We start from the raw sequence: 14,387 nt of genomic DNA on the forward strand, positions 1-14,387 counted from the left end.
TCCAGGGAGCAATACCCATGGCCCGCCCCCTTCGGTAGGATGTGCCGACGGTCACGGAGGCTTCAACCATGTTTATCGGCGTCTTGCTGGTCATCACCTGGCTCATCCTGCTGTTGCGCTACCCGGCCAAGGCATTGCCGGTGTCCCTGGCGGCGTTTGTCGGGTTGGGGCTGGTGGCGGCATGGGTACTCTGGGAAGAGAACCGGGAAACCCGGCAACTGGCACGTCTGGACCTGCGCGTCACGTTCGCTCCTGACCAGTGCCCCGCCGATCGCCCACTGCTGCTGAAAATGCGTAACGGCAACGACGTGCCCCTGACCAAACTGCGCTGGCGAATCGCAGCCTATGCCCCCGGCGATACCATCAACCTGGCGGACAACCAGTACAGCTCACCGCGCTACCGCGGCCCCGGCGAATTGCAACCCGGCGCCGACTGGCAGGATTGCCTGCCGATACCGCCACTGCGCCCCGGCTACCGCCCGCAAACCCTGGAGTTTCGTGCCGAGCGACTGCAAGGTAGTTTCTCCAACTGACCCTCCCATTTTTTGCACAAGGAAAGCGCCATGCCCGTTGCGTTGATCACCGGTTGTTCCAGCGGCATCGGCCGCGCCCTCGCCGAGGCTTTCAAGGCCGCCGGTTACCAGGTCTGGGCCAGCGCGCGCAAGGATGACGATGTGGCGCAGTTGCGCGCCGCCGGGTTCACCGCGGTACAACTGGACGTCAATGACGCTCAGGCGCTGGAACAGCTCGGCGAGCGAATCAACCAGGAACATGGCGGCCTCGATCTGCTGGTCAACAACGCCGGTTATGGCGCCATGGGTCCGTTGCTGGATGGCGGCGTGCCGGCCATGCAGCGTCAGTTCGAAACCAACGTGTTCGCCATCGTCGGCGTGACCCGCGCGCTCTTTCCGGTGCTGCGCCGGGCGAAGGGGCTGGTGGTGAACATCGGCAGTGTTTCCGGTGTGCTGGTCACGCCATTTGCCGGGGCGTACTGCGCCTCCAAGGCTGCCGTGCATGCCTTGAGTGATGCGCTGCGCATGGAACTGGCGCCGTTCGGGATCCGCGTGATGGAGGTCCAGCCCGGTGCCATTGCCTCCAGCTTCGCGAAAAATGCCGGCCATGAAGCCGAGCAGTTGATCAGCGAACAATCGCCCTGGTGGCCCCTGCGTGACGGTATCCGCGCCCGCGCCAAGGCCTCCCAGGACAACCCCACCCCCACCGCCGAATTCGCCGCCGCACTGCTCAAAGCCGTGCAACAACCCAAACCGCCGCGCTTGTTGCGTCTGGGCAACGGCAGCCGGTCCTTGCCGTTGATGGCCGGTCTGTTGCCCAAGGGGTTGCTGGAGAAAGGCTTGATGAAGCGGTTCGGGTTGGGTCGGTCGTTGTAACTATCAAGGCTTGCAAGCTTTGCTGTTGTGGCGAGGGAGCTTGCTCCCGCTCGGCTGCGCAGCAGTCGCAATCCGGCTGATGCGGTTTACCTGACGCACCGCAGTGGCTGGTTTGGGGCGGCTTCGCCGCCCAGCGGGAGCAAGCTCCCTCGCCACGGGTGAACAAAAATCCAAGAGCAACCGGTAAAAAAGTGGGAGCGAGCCTGCTCGCGAATACGGTCTCACATTCAATATTGATGTTGGCTGAACCACCGCTATCGCGAGCAAGCTCGCTCCCACAGGGGCTTTGGGTGAACACAACATTCATGCCCGCCGAAGAACCAATGTGGGAGCGAGCTTGCTCGCGATGACGGCGTGTCAGTCACCGTCCATGCAGCTGAACCACCGCTATCGCGAGCAAGCTCGCTCCCACAGGGGACTTTGGCTGAACACAACATTCATGCCCGCCGAAGAACCAATGTGGGAGCGAGCTTGCTCGCGATGACGGCGTGTCAGTCACCGTCCATGCAGCTGACTCACCGCTTTCGCGAGCAGGCTCGCTCCCACAGGGGACTTTGGCTGAACACAACATTCATGCCCGCCGAAGAACCAATGTGGGAGCGAGCTTGCTCGCGATGACGGCGTGTCAGTCACCGTCCATGCAGCTGACTCACCGCTTTCGCGAGCAGGCTCGCTTGTATGGTAGGACTTGAAGGGAGGAGGAGGGACTAGGCTCGATTCTGACTGTTAGCCGCAGTACAGACCGTGGGAGATTTCACCCCTCCTCCTTTCACCCAAGCGCCGATAAAGAATGCATCTGGCCTAGACCGACGATAGGAACAAGCCTGCGCCTCTGGGTGAACCCTTCAAGTGTTCAAACCTTAGCCCGGAGGATTTTCAATGGCAATGCCCGTCGCCACCGCCCAGCCGATCGTAGGTGTGGATGTCGCCAAAGATGAGTTGGTGATTTATCACGCCCAATCCGATCGACTCGAAACGATCCCCAACACCAAAGCTGATATCAAGAAGTGGCTCAAGGCATTACCTGCGCCAATGGATGTCGCCATCGAAGCCACGAATATCTATCACCAGGACTTCGCCGATCTGGCTTATGCGCATGGCTGTGTGATTTATATGATCGGCGGTTACGAACTCAGTCATTACCGCAAAGGTGTGAAAATGCGCGCTAAAACCGATGCGCTGGATGCTCGGTTGTTGGCTCGCTACTTGAACAACGAAGGCCACCAGTTGCACCCTTGGTCCCCGCCATCGCCCCTGTATTGCAGGCTTATAAGCCTTTTCCGGCGGCGGGCAGCCTTGGTTCAGGCGCGTGTCAGCCTCAAGCAAAGCTGGTCAAACGAACCGTTGCTCAAAACGGCCTTTGAGAACCAGATAAAGGCCATGCAAAGACTCGAAATTTTGCTTGAGAAAACAATCCAGACGCAGTTGGATGCAGCCGGTTTGGGCAGTCAGCTCAAGCGCTGCATGAAAGTCGAAGGCATCGGTCTGTTAAGCGGTGCCCGTTTGCTCACGTCGTTCCAGCGTGGAGATTTCAGAAATGCCGATGCCTTCATCGCTTTTCTGGGTCTGGACCTGCGCATATCGGACTCGGGAAAAAAGAAGGGACGCCGCTGCCTGTCTAAGCGAGGTGATCCGGAGGCACGCCGATTGATGCACAACGCCGCGATGTCGGCGAGTCGCACGGCGGCGTGGAAGGGATTTTACGAGGGTTTGAGGTCCCGAGGGCTCAGCACAACCGAGGCATTGGTAGCGCTGGCCCGCAAGCTTGCCCGAGTGGTATTCGCTCTGTTGAAGAACCAGAGCGAATACTTACCAAAAGGCATTTAGGGGCTAGTCCTGCACCATAGAATCTCCCACAGGGGACTTTGGCTGAACACAACATTCATGCCCGCCGAAGATCCAGTGTGGGAGCGAGCCTGCTCGCGAATACGGTCTCACATTCAATATTGATGTTGGCTGAACCACCGCTATCGCGAGCAGGCTCGCTCCCACAGGGGCTCAGCGCTTGTCGTGGGGCTCTACCACCACCGTGCACGTCATCCCCGCCGCCAGCAGCACGCCATCCGGTACTTCATCCAGATGTATACGCACCGGCACCCGCTGGGCCAGGCGCACCCAGTTGAAGGTCGGGTTCACGTCGGCAATCAGTTCACGGCTCTCGGGGTTGTCGCGGTCGTAGATGCCCCGGGAGATACTTTCCACGTGCCCCTTGAGCAGTTCGCCACTCATCAACTGCAACTGCGCGGTATCGCCGACCCGCACCTTGGGCAACTTGGTTTCCTCGAAGAAGCCATAGACCCAGAACGAATTCATGTCCACCACGGCCATCTTCGCCTCGCCGATGCGCGCATAGTCGCCACGGTGCACATTGAGGTTGGTGACGTAGCCGTCCACCGCCGCACGGACCTCGGTGCGAGCCAGGTTCAGCTCGGCCGCCTCCAGCTGCGCCTGGGCGTGCTGGTAATCAGCCAGGGCCGAGTCGGCGATATTGCTGGCGTCGTCACGGTTTTCCCGGGAAATCACCAGGCTGTCCAGGTCGGCGCGCCGATGAGCGTTGACCTTGCGCATCTCCCAAGTGGCCTTGCGGGACGCCACCAGCGAACGCGCCTGCTTGAGCGCAATGCGGTAATGCTCGGGGTCGATGCGCATCAGCAAGTCACCCTTCTTGACCAACTGGTTGTCGCGCACCGGCACCTCGATCACTTCGCCGCTGACGTCGGCGGCGACATTGATGATGTCGGCCCGGACCCGGCCATCGCGGGTCCATGGGGTGTTCATGTAATGCACCCACAATGTCCGGCCGATCCACAGCGCAAGCGCCAGCACCAACAGCGTCGCCAGCAGGCTGAAAAATTTCTTCATCGCATCGATCTCAACGGTAGACCGTCAGCGCCAGCGCGCCGAACAGGCAAGTGAACAGGCTCAGGCGCAACAGCGCCGGATGCCAGAAAAAACGGTACAGATCCAGCCCCGACAGAAAACGATCCAAAGCCCAGGCGAGGCCGGCGGCGATGAAAAACATCAGGGTCATGGTCGGCATGTATACGCCGTGGAAGGCGATCTCACGGAGCATGTTCAGGTTCCTGGGGCAGCAACGCGGCATAAGCCGCCAAGGGTGATTGCGGGTCCAGCAGGGAGGTGCGGATGAAGTGCAGGTAGCTCTTTACCCGGCGCAGGGCGGAGGTGTCGAAATGCGGGGCGAAAGGTTCGTCGGTAGCCTGGACCCGGCTGATGGCCTGGTCCACCGCGACCAGGGCGCGCTCCAGATTGTTCTGGCCGGGCTGGCGGAACAGCCGCACCAGCGCCCGCCCCATCACCCGGATCGCCTGGCGCCATGGCTGGCTTTCGGCATAGGCCGGATGCACCGGCAGCGTCGCCTGTTCCTTGCGCAACTCGATGATCGCGTGGCCGACTTCCAGCACCACGAACATCCAGCGCAGCAAGTCCCGTTGCACCCGGGGCTGGCCCGCCGCCAGCCCGTAGGCCTGGTGCAGCAGATCGCGGGTACGGCTCTCGAATCCCGACGCGAGGCCCTTGAGCTTGCCGCTGATGGCGAACACCACTTGTTCGCGCAAGTCTTGTTCCAGCCGGCGCCACATCCAGCGGCTGTTGGGCGGCAGGATGATCGCCCCGGCAGCCGCACACACCAGCATGCCGAGGATCATCGCGAGGTAGTCGTTGATGAAGGCGTAGGGGTTGTAGACCGTCAGGTTGTCCGGCACCGAGCCGGTGCTGAAAAAAATCAGCAGGCCCAGCCCGACGCCGGCGTATTGCGCACGTGAGCTGAGAAACGCGCCCAGCATGATCACGGGCGCCAACATCACGCAGAGCAAGGGGAAGCCGTCGATCAACGGGAAGATGAAGAACATCTCGACGAACCCGATCAACGCCCCGAACAACGTGCCGCAGGCCATCTGGAACGCCATGCGCTTGGGGTTCGGCGTGGCGGCCGACAAGCCCACGGTGGCGGCGGCGATCATCGTCATGGTCGCACCGCTCGGCCAGGCCGTGGCGACCCAATAGCTGCCCAGCACCACCAGGATGAAGGCAGCACGAAAACCGGCAGCCGCGGCGGCCAGGCCATTGGTCTGCGACACGAAGGGTTCGTCCCAGCGCTCACGTTCGTGGCGGTGATCGGCCAGTGACGCGTGGGTCTGGGCGTAGCCATGCAGGTCTTCGACGAAGCGATACAGCAATTCGTATGCAGTATGGAAATCCAGCTGCTGCGCCTCACTGGGATCCGTCTCTTGAAATTGTCCCCGCAGCTGGCGCACCCGGGCTGGCAAGTCGGCCTTGTAGGCCGCCAGCGCCGCTGCCAGGCGCGTCGCATCGGCGTCGGTCAAGGCCCGCGCGCTGAAGCCGTCGAGCAATTCTGCCAGGGTTTGCAAGCCGGGTTTGATCGCATCCACCACCGCATCCGCCGCGCCATTGCGCAAGCGTTCAAGCAACTGATGCAAGGCGTTGAAGCGCGTGGTAACGCCCATGAATTCGCTGTTCAGGCGACTGAGTCGGCCGTTGCGCCGGCGCATGTGCGGGGTCTTCGAACACGGTCACGCTGCGCAGGCTTTCCAGGCCCACCGCCTCGGCGATGAAAGCGACGTTGCGTGCCTCGAATGCCTCGGGTTGGCTGCGTCCGCGCAAGCCATCGGTGACGAACAGGGCGAACACGCCGAAGCGCTGGTAGAGCGCGTTGCGCATGGCCGCGCTCGCGGTTTGCGGCAGGATTGCAGCGCTGATCGCGGTGGCGCAGAGAATCCCCAGGGAAATTTCCAGCACCCGCCACACCGTCGCCATGAAAGCCCCTTCCGGATGGGCCAGGGCCGGCAGGCCGATCATCGCCGCGGTGTACCCGGCCAGCACAAAACCGTAGGCGCGAAAGTTGCGATAACGCGCTGCTCCGGCCGAACAGATGCCGACCCATATCGCTAGGCAGCCGAGAAACAACTCGGTGTTCTGAGCGAACAGGGCGATCAGCGCCACCATCACCGTCGAGCCGGCCAAGGTACCGAGCAGGCGATAGAAACTCTTGGCGAAGACCTGGCCACTCTGGGGCTGCATGACGATGAACACGGTGATCATCGCCGTACGCGGTTGCGGCAACTCCAGGCGCATCGCCAGCCACAGGGTCAGGAACGCGGCGAGCAATACCTTGAAGATGTAGACCCAGGTCACCCCATCGCTGCGGGCCCAGTCGAAAAAGCCACGGCGCCATTCGAGGCGATGAAGCCGAAGTAAATACGTCATGAAAGGCCTGCTCAGCATCGTGGCGAGGGAGCTTGCTCCCGCTCGGGTGCGCAGCACCCATCTGAAGAACCTGGGGCTGCTTCGCAGCCCAGCGGGAGCAAGCTCCCTCGCAACATGGGAGCGCCTGCCACAGGCATGTCGCTGCCGGCCTCCAGCCCGCCGCCCAATGCGGTGACCAAATCGGCTTGGGCGCTCAACCGCGCGGCGTTTACCTGCTGTTGCACCTGTTGTTGCTTGAACAACAAGCTCTGGGCGTTCAGCACGTTGAGGTAGTCGGTGAGCCCGCGCTGGAACGCCACCAGCGCAATGTCGTAGGTGCGCTGGGCGGCGGCCACCGATTCGGCGGCGAAGGCCTGTTGCTTGTCCATCGACTCACGGCGAATCAACTGATCGGAAATGCTCTTGAGGGCATTCACCAGCGTCTGGTTGTAGCGCGCCACGGCGATGTCATAACCCGCCGCAGCCTCGCCCAACTCGCCACGCAGGCGTCCGCCATCGAAGATCGGCAGCGAGATGGCCGGGCCGACGTTGTAGGTGAGCTTCTTGCCGGTCAGGAACTCCAGCGCCCCACCGCCAGTAGCCATGTAACCCAGGCTACCGACCAAGTCGACGTTGGGGTAAAAACCCGCGCGCGCCACCTCGACCCCACGGGCCTGGGCTGCCACTTGCCAGCGCGCGGCAACCACATCCGGGCGCTGGCCGAGCAGTTCGGCGGGCAATGCCGATGGCAGTTTCAACGCAGCCCCCAGCGCCAGGCTCGGCCGTTGCAGGCGCGCGCCGTCGCCCGGGCCCTTGCCGGCCAGCGCCGCCAGTTGATTGCGGCTCAGGGCAATAGCTTCGTCGAGCGCATCGAGCTGACGATGGGTTTCCGGCAATGGCGCCTGGGCCTGGCTGACTTCGAAATGGGTGCCGATGCCACCGTCCAGGCGCTTCTGCGCCAGTTCGACGATCTGCTCTTGCTGATGGAGGGTCGCGGCGACGATGTCGCGCTGGGCGTAATGCAGCGAAAACCGGATGTAGGCGCGCACGATATTGTCCTGCAATTCCAGCTGCGCCTGCCGCGCCTCGGCGACGCTGGCATGGGCCAGGTCGACGGCCCGCTCGCTGGCGCTGCGCTCGCGGCCCCACAGGTCCAACGCATAGCTCAGGCCCAGGGCGGCGTTGTTGTCCCACGTGGTGGTGTTGGCCAGTTCGCCGGGGCCATAAAACTGATCGGTGGGCCAGTTGTGGCGCTTGAGGGCCGACTCGCCATTGATCTGCAGCGACTCGGCGGCCTCGGCGACACCCGCCATGGCCTTGGCCTGGCGCACCCGGGCGACGGCCATGGCCAGGCTCGGGCTGTCCCGCACGGCCAGGTCAATCCAGCCGTCCAGTTGCGGGTCACCATAGGCTTTCCACCACTGACGGGTCGGCCAGTGAGCATCGCGGGCGGCCTTGCGTATCGCCGCATCGGTCGCCAACTGGTCGGCCAACAAGAGCTCGCCTTGCGGCGCGATCCCTCCCGTCCCGATACAACCGCTGAGGGTCAGCGTCAAAACCCAAACACTGAGAGTCTTCAGCTCTCTGCTGATGCAACGCGGCACGGGCGCAATATTCCTGAGATGGAGAGGCAAGAGGAGACGATAAGAATTTCGCCCTGGAACACGCCTGTGGGAGCGAGCCTGCTCGCGAAAGCGGCCGCGCAGGCACACCGAGAACAACTGTGATGCCTGTTTCGCGAGCGGGCTCGCTCCCACAGGATCCAGGACTGGCGGCAATTCTAGGCATCACCCCCAACGGCGATAAGCCGACCTTTCTGCGAATCTTTGTTACCGTTATCGTGATAATCCATTAGTCGGGGTCCCGCATCTCTGTAACTTCATGTCACAATTTGGCACCTCCCAAGAGAGCCCTCCATGGACACTTTGCAAAACATGCGTGCGTTCAGCTGTGTTGCCGAAGCCGGCAGCTTCACTGCCGCCGCCGCGCAACTCGACACCACCACGGCCAACGTCTCGCGTGCGGTTTCCAACCTGGAAGCGCATCTGCAAACCCGTCTGCTCAACCGCACCACTCGCCGCATCGCCCTGACCGAAGCCGGCAAACGCTACCTGCTGCGGTGCGAGCAGATCCTGGCGTATGTCGAAGAGGCGGAAGCCGAGGCCAGCGATGCCCATGCGCGCCCGGCCGGACAATTGAAAGTCCACACCATGACCGGCATCGGCCAGCATTTCGTCATCGATGCCATCGCCCGTTATCGCAAGACGCACCCGGACGTGACCTTCGACCTGACCCTGGCCAACCGGGTGCCGGACATCCTCGACGAGGGCTACGACGTCTCGATCGTACTCGCCAGCGAGTTGCCGGACTCCGGCTTCGTGTCCCAGCGCCTGGGAATCACCTACAGCATCGTCTGCGCGTCGCCCGCCTACGTGAAGGCCAGCGGCTGCCCGCAGAAACCCAGCGACCTGCTGAACCACGCCTGCCTGCGCCTGGTCAGCCCGGTCATTCCGCTGGAGAAATGGGTGTTCGACGGCCCGGAAGGCCAGGAGATGGTCACCATCAACAGCTCACCGTTCCTGGTGAATTCCGCCGATGCGATGAAAACCGCGATCACCAGCGGCATGGGCGTGGGCGTGCTGCCGGTGTACGCCGCCATCGAAGGCTTGCGCAACGGCACGCTGGTGCGGGTCATGCCCAACTACCGTTCCCAGGAACTGAACCTTTACGCCATTTACCCTTCGCGCCAGTACCTGGATGCGAAGATCAAGACGTGGGTCGAATACCTGCGAGGCTCGTTGCCGGAAATCCTCGCGGCGCACCAGGCCGAACTGACGGCCTATGAATTGAGTGGAAGCCTGACGGGAGCACGGGTCGCGAACTGAATCCGCGACCGCGCTGGGGGAATCAGCGTTTGCCCATCGAACGGCGCGTGCCGGGAGGCGCGGCGCCGGGGGTCTTGGTATGGCCATTCTTCGCGCCATTCTTGTACCACGGTTGCTGGCCAGCGCCTTTGGCCGCTGCCAGTTCACCAGGTTTGAACGGGAACTTGAAGGCTGGAATCGGCGCCTTGTCATCGTCGGCGCTGGAAACATCGCTGTCCGTCTGGCCAGACGATTCGCCTGGCAAGCGTTCGTCTGCGGGCGATGGTATTGGGGAAGTCATTTGAGTTATTCACTTGAGTGGGACAACAAACCGTGGCGAGGGAGCTTGCTCCCGCTGGGCTGCGAAGCGGCCCCATTTCTGTGAGCGCTTCGCACTCAAGCGGGAGCAAGCTCCCTCGCCACAATTGAGTATGCGTGGCTCGGTAGCCGAGCCGCGAAACGCAGCAGTATACCTGCGCGAAATCGCGGTGCCACGGAGCAGATGCCGCGGTGGAGTTCCGTCTGACGGGAAACCAAGACAAAACTGACAGCCCTGACAGCTAGCGGTCACCTTCCTGACGGGCTCACAACGCTATATAAGAAAGCCAGGAAATCCTCCGTCCCGAACCGGCGTTTCACGTTCATGCCTATCCAGAAAAAAACCGTCCTGCTCGTCGCGTTACTGATCGCCCTGGCCGCCCTCGCCCTCTGGTTCATCATGAAGCCCGTCGCCAGCAAACCCAGTGCTTCCACCGCCGTGCCAGTGAAGGTGATAAGCGTTGTCGAGCAGGATGTGCCGCGCTTCGCCAGCGGCATCGGCACGGTCTTGTCGATGCACAGCGTGGTGATCCGTCCGCAGATCGACGGCATCCTCACCAGGCTGCTGGTCAAGGAAGGGCAACTGGTCAAGAAGGGGGACCTGCTGGCGACCATCGATGATCGTTCGATCCGCGCCAGCCTCGACCAGGCCCGCGCCCAGCTCAGCGAGAGCCAGGCGCAACTGGCCGTGGCCCAGGTCAACCTCAAGCGCTACAAGCTGCTGAGCGTCGATGACGGCGTATCGAAGCAGACCTACGACCAGCAACAGGCGCTGGTCAACCAGCTCAAGGCCACTGCCCAGGGCAACCAGGCGGCCATCGATTCGGCGCAGGTGCAGCTGTCCTACACGCAGATCCGCTCACCGGTGAGCGGTCGCGTCGGCATTCGCAATGTGGATGAAGGCAACTTCCTGCGCACCAGCGACACCGAAGGCCTGTTCACGGTGACCCAGATCGACCCGATCGCCGTAGAGTTTTCCTTGCCCCAGCAAATGCTGCCGACCCTGCAGCGATTGATCGCCGCCCCGGACCAGGCCTTGGTCAAGGCCTACATCGGGGCCGACGGCGCGACCGGGGAATTGCTCGGCGAGGGACGGCTCAGCCTCATCGACAACCAGATCAACACCAACACCGGAACCCTGCGGGCCAAGGCCGAATTTAATAACGCCGCGCAACGGCTGTGGCCGGGGCAACTGGTGACGCTGAAAATCCAGACCGCCATCGACAAGGGCGCCCTGGTAGTGCCGCCCACCGTGGTCCAACGCGGGCTGGAGCAACATTTCGTCTATCGGGTCAAGGGTGACAAGGTCGAAAGCGTGCCGGTGCAAATGGTTTACCAGGACAGCGACAGGCACATCATCAAAGGCGTGAACGCCGGCGATCAGCTGGTGAGTGACGGCCAGTCACGCCTCAAGCCCGGCGCCAGTGTCCAGGTGCTCAGCGATCCGCCCGCCCTCGCCAAGACCGGGCAGGCGCAGCCATGAAGGGCCGCGGCTCGATATCGGCGTGGTGTATCGACCACCCCATCGCCACGGTGCTGCTGACGTTCGCCCTGGTGTTGCTGGGGTTGATCGCCTTTCCCCGCCTGCCCGTCGCGCCTCTGCCCGAGGCGGAATTCCCGACCATCCAGGTCAACGCCCAACTGCCCGGCGCCAGTCCCGAAACCATGGCATCGTCCGTGGCGACCCCACTGGAGGTGCAATTCAGCGCCATTCCCGGCATTACCCAGATGACCTCAAGCAGTGCGTTGGGCTCGACCAACCTGACCCTGCAATTCAGTCTCGACAAGAGCATCGACACCGCCGCCCAGGAAGTGCAGGCGGCGATCAACACCGCCGCCGGCAAGCTGCCCAATGACATGCCGAACCTGCCGACCTGGCGCAAGGTCAACCCGGCCGACAGCCCGGTGCTGATTCTCAGCATCAGCTCCGACCTGATGCCAGGCACCGAACTGAGTGATTACGTCGAGACGCTGCTCGCCCGCCAGATCAGCCAGATCGACGGTGTTGGACAGATCTATATCACCGGCCAGCAGCGGCCGGCGATCCGGGTCCAGGCCTCGGCCGACCGGCTTGCCGCCATCGGCCTGACCCTCGCCGATATTCGCCAGTCCCTGCAGCAGGCCAGCCTCAACCTGGCCAAGGGCGCGCTGTATGGCGAGTCGAGTATTTCCACCTTGTCCACCAACGACCAGCTGTTCAAGCCGGAGGAATACGGCGAGCTGATCGTTTCCTACCGGGACGGCGCACCGGTCCATCTCAAGGACATCGCCAAAGTCGTCAACGGTTCGGAAAACGCCTACGTGCAGGCCTGGTCCGACGACCAGCCCGGCGTCAACCTGGTGATCTTCCGCCAGCCGGGGGCGAACATCGTCGAGACGGTCGACCGCATCCAGGCGGCGCTGCCAACCCTGGAAGCCATGCTGCCGGCCGCCATACAGGTCAAGGTGATGATCGATCGCACCCAGACCATTCGCGCTTCGCTGCATGAAGTGGAAATCACCCTGCTGATCGCGGTGCTGCTGGTGGTGGCGGTGATGGCGCTGTTCCTGCGCCAGCTCTCGGCGACATTGATCGTCTCGGCAGTGCTCGGGGTGTCGCTGACCGCCAGTTTCGCGCTGATGTATGTGATGGGTTTCAGCCTCAACAACCTGACCCTGGTGGCGATCGTCATCTCGGTGGGGTTCGTGGTGGACGACGCCATCGTGGTGGTGGAGAACATCCACCGGCACCTGGAAGCCGGCGATGGCATGCGCGAGGCGGCGATCAAGGGCGCCGGGGAAATCGGCTTCACGGTGGTGTCCATCAGTTTCTCGCTGGTGGCGGCGTTCATTCCGCTGCTGTTCATGGGCGGCGTGGTCGGGCGGTTGTTCAAGGAATTTGCCCTGACCGCCACTTCGACCATCCTGATTTCCGTCGTGGTGTCCCTGACCCTGGCGCCGACCTTGGCCGCCTTGTTCATGCGCGCCCCGAAACATCACGCGCAGGCCAGGCCGGGTTTCGGCGAGCGCTTGCTCGGCTGGTACGAACGCGGCCTGCGCCGGGCCCTGGCCCACCAGAAACTGATGATCGGCGTGTTCGGCCTGACCCTCGCCCTCGCGGTCGTGGGCTACGTGTTCATCCCCAAGGGTTTCTTCCCGGTCCAGGACACCGGCCTGGTGCTGGGCACCAGCGAGGCGGCCGCCGACATCTCGTTCCCGGACATGGTGGCCAAGCACAAGGCCCTGGCCGAGATCGTCGCCGCCGACCCGGCAGTGCAGACCTTCTCGCACTCCGTCGGCGTCTCGGGCAACAACCAGACCATCGCCAACGGCCGTTTCTGGATCGCCCTCAAGCCTCGGGGCGAGCGCGATGTATCGGCCAGCGGCTTCATCGACCGGATCCGCCCCAAGTTGCTGAAGATTCCCGGCGTTGTGCTGTACCTGCGGGCCGGACAGGACATCAACCTCAGCTCCGGCCCGAGCCGCGCGCAGTATCAATACGTGCTCAAGAGCAATGACGGGCCGACCCTCAACGCCTGGACGCAGAAACTAACCGACAAGCTGCGCAGCATTCCGGCATTTCGCGACATTTCCAACGACTTGCAATTGGGCGGCAGCATCACCCACATCAACATCGACCGCAGCGCGGCGGCGCGTTTCGGGCTCACCGCCAGCGATGTCGACCAGGCGCTCTACGACGCTTTCGGCCAGCGGCAGATCAATGAATTCCAGACCGAGACCAACCAGTACAACGTCATCCTGGAACTCGACACCCAGCAACGCGGCAAGGCCGAAAGCCTTGCGTATTTCTATCTGCGCTCGCCGCTGAGCGGGGAAATGGTCCCGCTCTCGGCCCTCGCCCGCTTCGACGCACCGACCAACGGCCCGCTGTCGATTGCCCACGACGGCATGTTCCCGGCCGCCAACCTGTCGTTCAACCTCGCACCGGGCGTGGCGCTGGGGGATGCCGTGCGCCTGCTCGACCAGGCCAAGAACGAGATCGGCATGCCCGCCGCCATCACCGGCAGCTTCCAGGGCGCGGCCCAGGCGTTCCAGAGTTCGCTGAAAAGCCAGCCGTGGCTGATCCTCGCCGCGTTGGTGGCGGTGTACATCATCCTCGGCGTGCTCTACGAGAGTTTCGTCCATCCGTTGACGATCATCTCCACATTGCCCTCGGCCGGCCTCGGCGCGTTGATCATGCTCTGGCTGTTGGGCCAGGACTTCTCGATCATGGCGCTGATCGGCCTGGTGCTGCTGATCGGCATCGTCAAGAAGAACGGCATCCTGATGATCGACTTCGCCCTCGATGCCCAGCGCAACGGCGGGATGGCGCCGCAGGAAGCGATTTTCCAGGCCTGCCTGACGAGGTTCCGTCCGATCATGATGACGACCCTGGCCGCCCTGCTCGGCGCCCTGCCGCTGATGCTCGGCTATGGCCCCGGCGCGGAGTTGCGCCAAACACTGGGCATCGCGGTGGTCGGTGGCCTGCTGGTGAGCCAGGCACTGACGCTGTTCACCACCCCGGTCATATACTTGTGGCTGGAGCGATTGTTTCATCGGCCCGCGCCTCGACCCGGTTCTGCGCCGACGGCGGCGCTGGCAAATGCAGACTGAG

At 63.0% G+C, this 14,387-nt stretch carries 10 protein-coding genes and 1 pseudogene; 6 read left to right on the forward strand and 5 right to left on the reverse strand.

The annotated features are described in order from the left end of the window. Window positions 1–68 precede the first annotated feature (68 nt). From J3P94_RS22615 to J3P94_RS22625, 3 genes are all read left to right on the forward strand, one after another. Window positions 69–533: a multidrug transporter gene (locus tag J3P94_RS22615; protein ID WP_434569723.1), complete on the forward strand. Its 465-nt coding sequence runs from the start codon at window positions 69–71 to the stop codon at window positions 531–533. Between the two features lie 30 nt (window positions 534–563). Further along, window positions 564–1,388 (forward strand): SDR family oxidoreductase, encoded by an 825-nt coding sequence (locus tag J3P94_RS22620; RefSeq protein ID WP_434569724.1) that lies wholly within the window; start codon window positions 564–566, stop codon window positions 1,386–1,388. 879 nt (window positions 1,389–2,267) lie between these two features. Next, window positions 2,268–3,215 carry an IS110 family transposase gene (locus J3P94_RS22625; protein WP_434568586.1) on the forward strand — a complete coding sequence of 316 codons (948 nt, stop codon included), beginning with the start codon at window positions 2,268–2,270 and terminating at the stop codon, window positions 3,213–3,215. Between the two features lie 171 nt (window positions 3,216–3,386). Here J3P94_RS22625 and J3P94_RS22630 read toward each other — a convergent pair whose 3' ends face one another. The 4 genes and pseudogenes from J3P94_RS22630 to J3P94_RS22645 form a co-directional block, all read right to left on the reverse strand. After that, entirely contained in the window at window positions 3,387–4,250 is an 864-nt protein-coding gene (locus J3P94_RS22630) for an efflux RND transporter periplasmic adaptor subunit (RefSeq protein WP_434569725.1), read from the reverse strand. Window positions 4,251–4,260: 10 nt separating this feature from the next. Then, window positions 4,261–4,461: a DUF1656 domain-containing protein gene (locus tag J3P94_RS22635; protein ID WP_434569726.1), complete on the reverse strand. Its 201-nt coding sequence runs from the start codon at window positions 4,459–4,461 to the stop codon at window positions 4,261–4,263. Continuing rightward, window positions 4,451–6,632: pseudogene (locus J3P94_RS22640) on the reverse strand (FUSC family protein). Before J3P94_RS22640 ends, J3P94_RS22635 begins: the two are co-directional and overlap by 11 nt. Before the next feature lie 11 nt (window positions 6,633–6,643). After that, window positions 6,644–8,215 (reverse strand): efflux transporter outer membrane subunit, encoded by a 1,572-nt coding sequence (locus J3P94_RS22645; RefSeq protein ID WP_434569727.1) that lies wholly within the window; start codon window positions 8,213–8,215, stop codon window positions 6,644–6,646. A gap of 312 nt (window positions 8,216–8,527) precedes the next feature. Here J3P94_RS22645 and J3P94_RS22650 point away from each other — a divergent pair, with 312 nt between their 5' ends. Continuing rightward, window positions 8,528–9,496, forward strand: a complete 969-nt coding sequence (locus J3P94_RS22650; protein ID WP_434569728.1) for a LysR family transcriptional regulator — start codon at window positions 8,528–8,530, stop codon at window positions 9,494–9,496. A gap of 22 nt (window positions 9,497–9,518) precedes the next feature. Here the strand turns inward: J3P94_RS22650 and J3P94_RS22655 are convergent, their stop codons facing one another. After that, window positions 9,519–9,776: a hypothetical protein gene (locus J3P94_RS22655; RefSeq protein WP_434569729.1), complete on the reverse strand. Its 258-nt coding sequence runs from the start codon at window positions 9,774–9,776 to the stop codon at window positions 9,519–9,521. A 342-nt stretch (window positions 9,777–10,118) separates the two neighbouring features. Between J3P94_RS22655 and J3P94_RS22660 the strand changes: the two genes are divergently transcribed. Continuing rightward, on the forward strand, window positions 10,119–11,276 hold the full coding sequence (locus J3P94_RS22660) for an efflux RND transporter periplasmic adaptor subunit (protein ID WP_434569730.1): 1,158 nt from the start codon (window positions 10,119–10,121) through the stop codon (window positions 11,274–11,276). After that, entirely contained in the window at window positions 11,273–14,386 is a 3,114-nt protein-coding gene (locus J3P94_RS22665; protein ID WP_434569731.1) for a multidrug efflux RND transporter permease subunit, read from the forward strand. Before J3P94_RS22660 ends, J3P94_RS22665 begins: the two co-directional genes overlap by 4 nt. Window position 14,387: the final 1 nt, after the last annotated feature.

This window comes from Pseudomonas sp. Z3-8 (genome assembly GCF_051131975.1).
GTDB lineage: Bacteria > Pseudomonadota > Gammaproteobacteria > Pseudomonadales > Pseudomonadaceae > Aquipseudomonas.

Bases quoted from the DNA above. Each gene is read 5' to 3' on its own strand.
- J3P94_RS22615 (WP_434569723.1), top strand. From the start codon at position 69: ATGTTTATCGGCGTCTTGCTGGTCATCACCTGGCTCATCCTGCTGTTG.
- J3P94_RS22620 (WP_434569724.1), top strand. From the start codon at position 564: ATGCCCGTTGCGTTGATCACCGGTTGTTCCAGCGGCATCGGCCGCGCC.
- J3P94_RS22625 (WP_434568586.1), top strand. From the start codon at position 2,268: ATGGCAATGCCCGTCGCCACCGCCCAGCCGATCGTAGGTGTGGATGTC.
- J3P94_RS22630 (WP_434569725.1), bottom strand. From the start codon at position 4,250: ATGAAGAAATTTTTCAGCCTGCTGGCGACGCTGTTGGTGCTGGCGCTT.
- J3P94_RS22635 (WP_434569726.1), bottom strand. From the start codon at position 4,461: ATGCTCCGTGAGATCGCCTTCCACGGCGTATACATGCCGACCATGACC.
- J3P94_RS22650 (WP_434569728.1), top strand. From the start codon at position 8,528: ATGGACACTTTGCAAAACATGCGTGCGTTCAGCTGTGTTGCCGAAGCC.
- J3P94_RS22655 (WP_434569729.1), bottom strand. From the start codon at position 9,776: ATGACTTCCCCAATACCATCGCCCGCAGACGAACGCTTGCCAGGCGAA.
- J3P94_RS22660 (WP_434569730.1), top strand. From the start codon at position 10,119: ATGCCTATCCAGAAAAAAACCGTCCTGCTCGTCGCGTTACTGATCGCC.
- J3P94_RS22665 (WP_434569731.1), top strand. From the start codon at position 11,273: ATGAAGGGCCGCGGCTCGATATCGGCGTGGTGTATCGACCACCCCATC.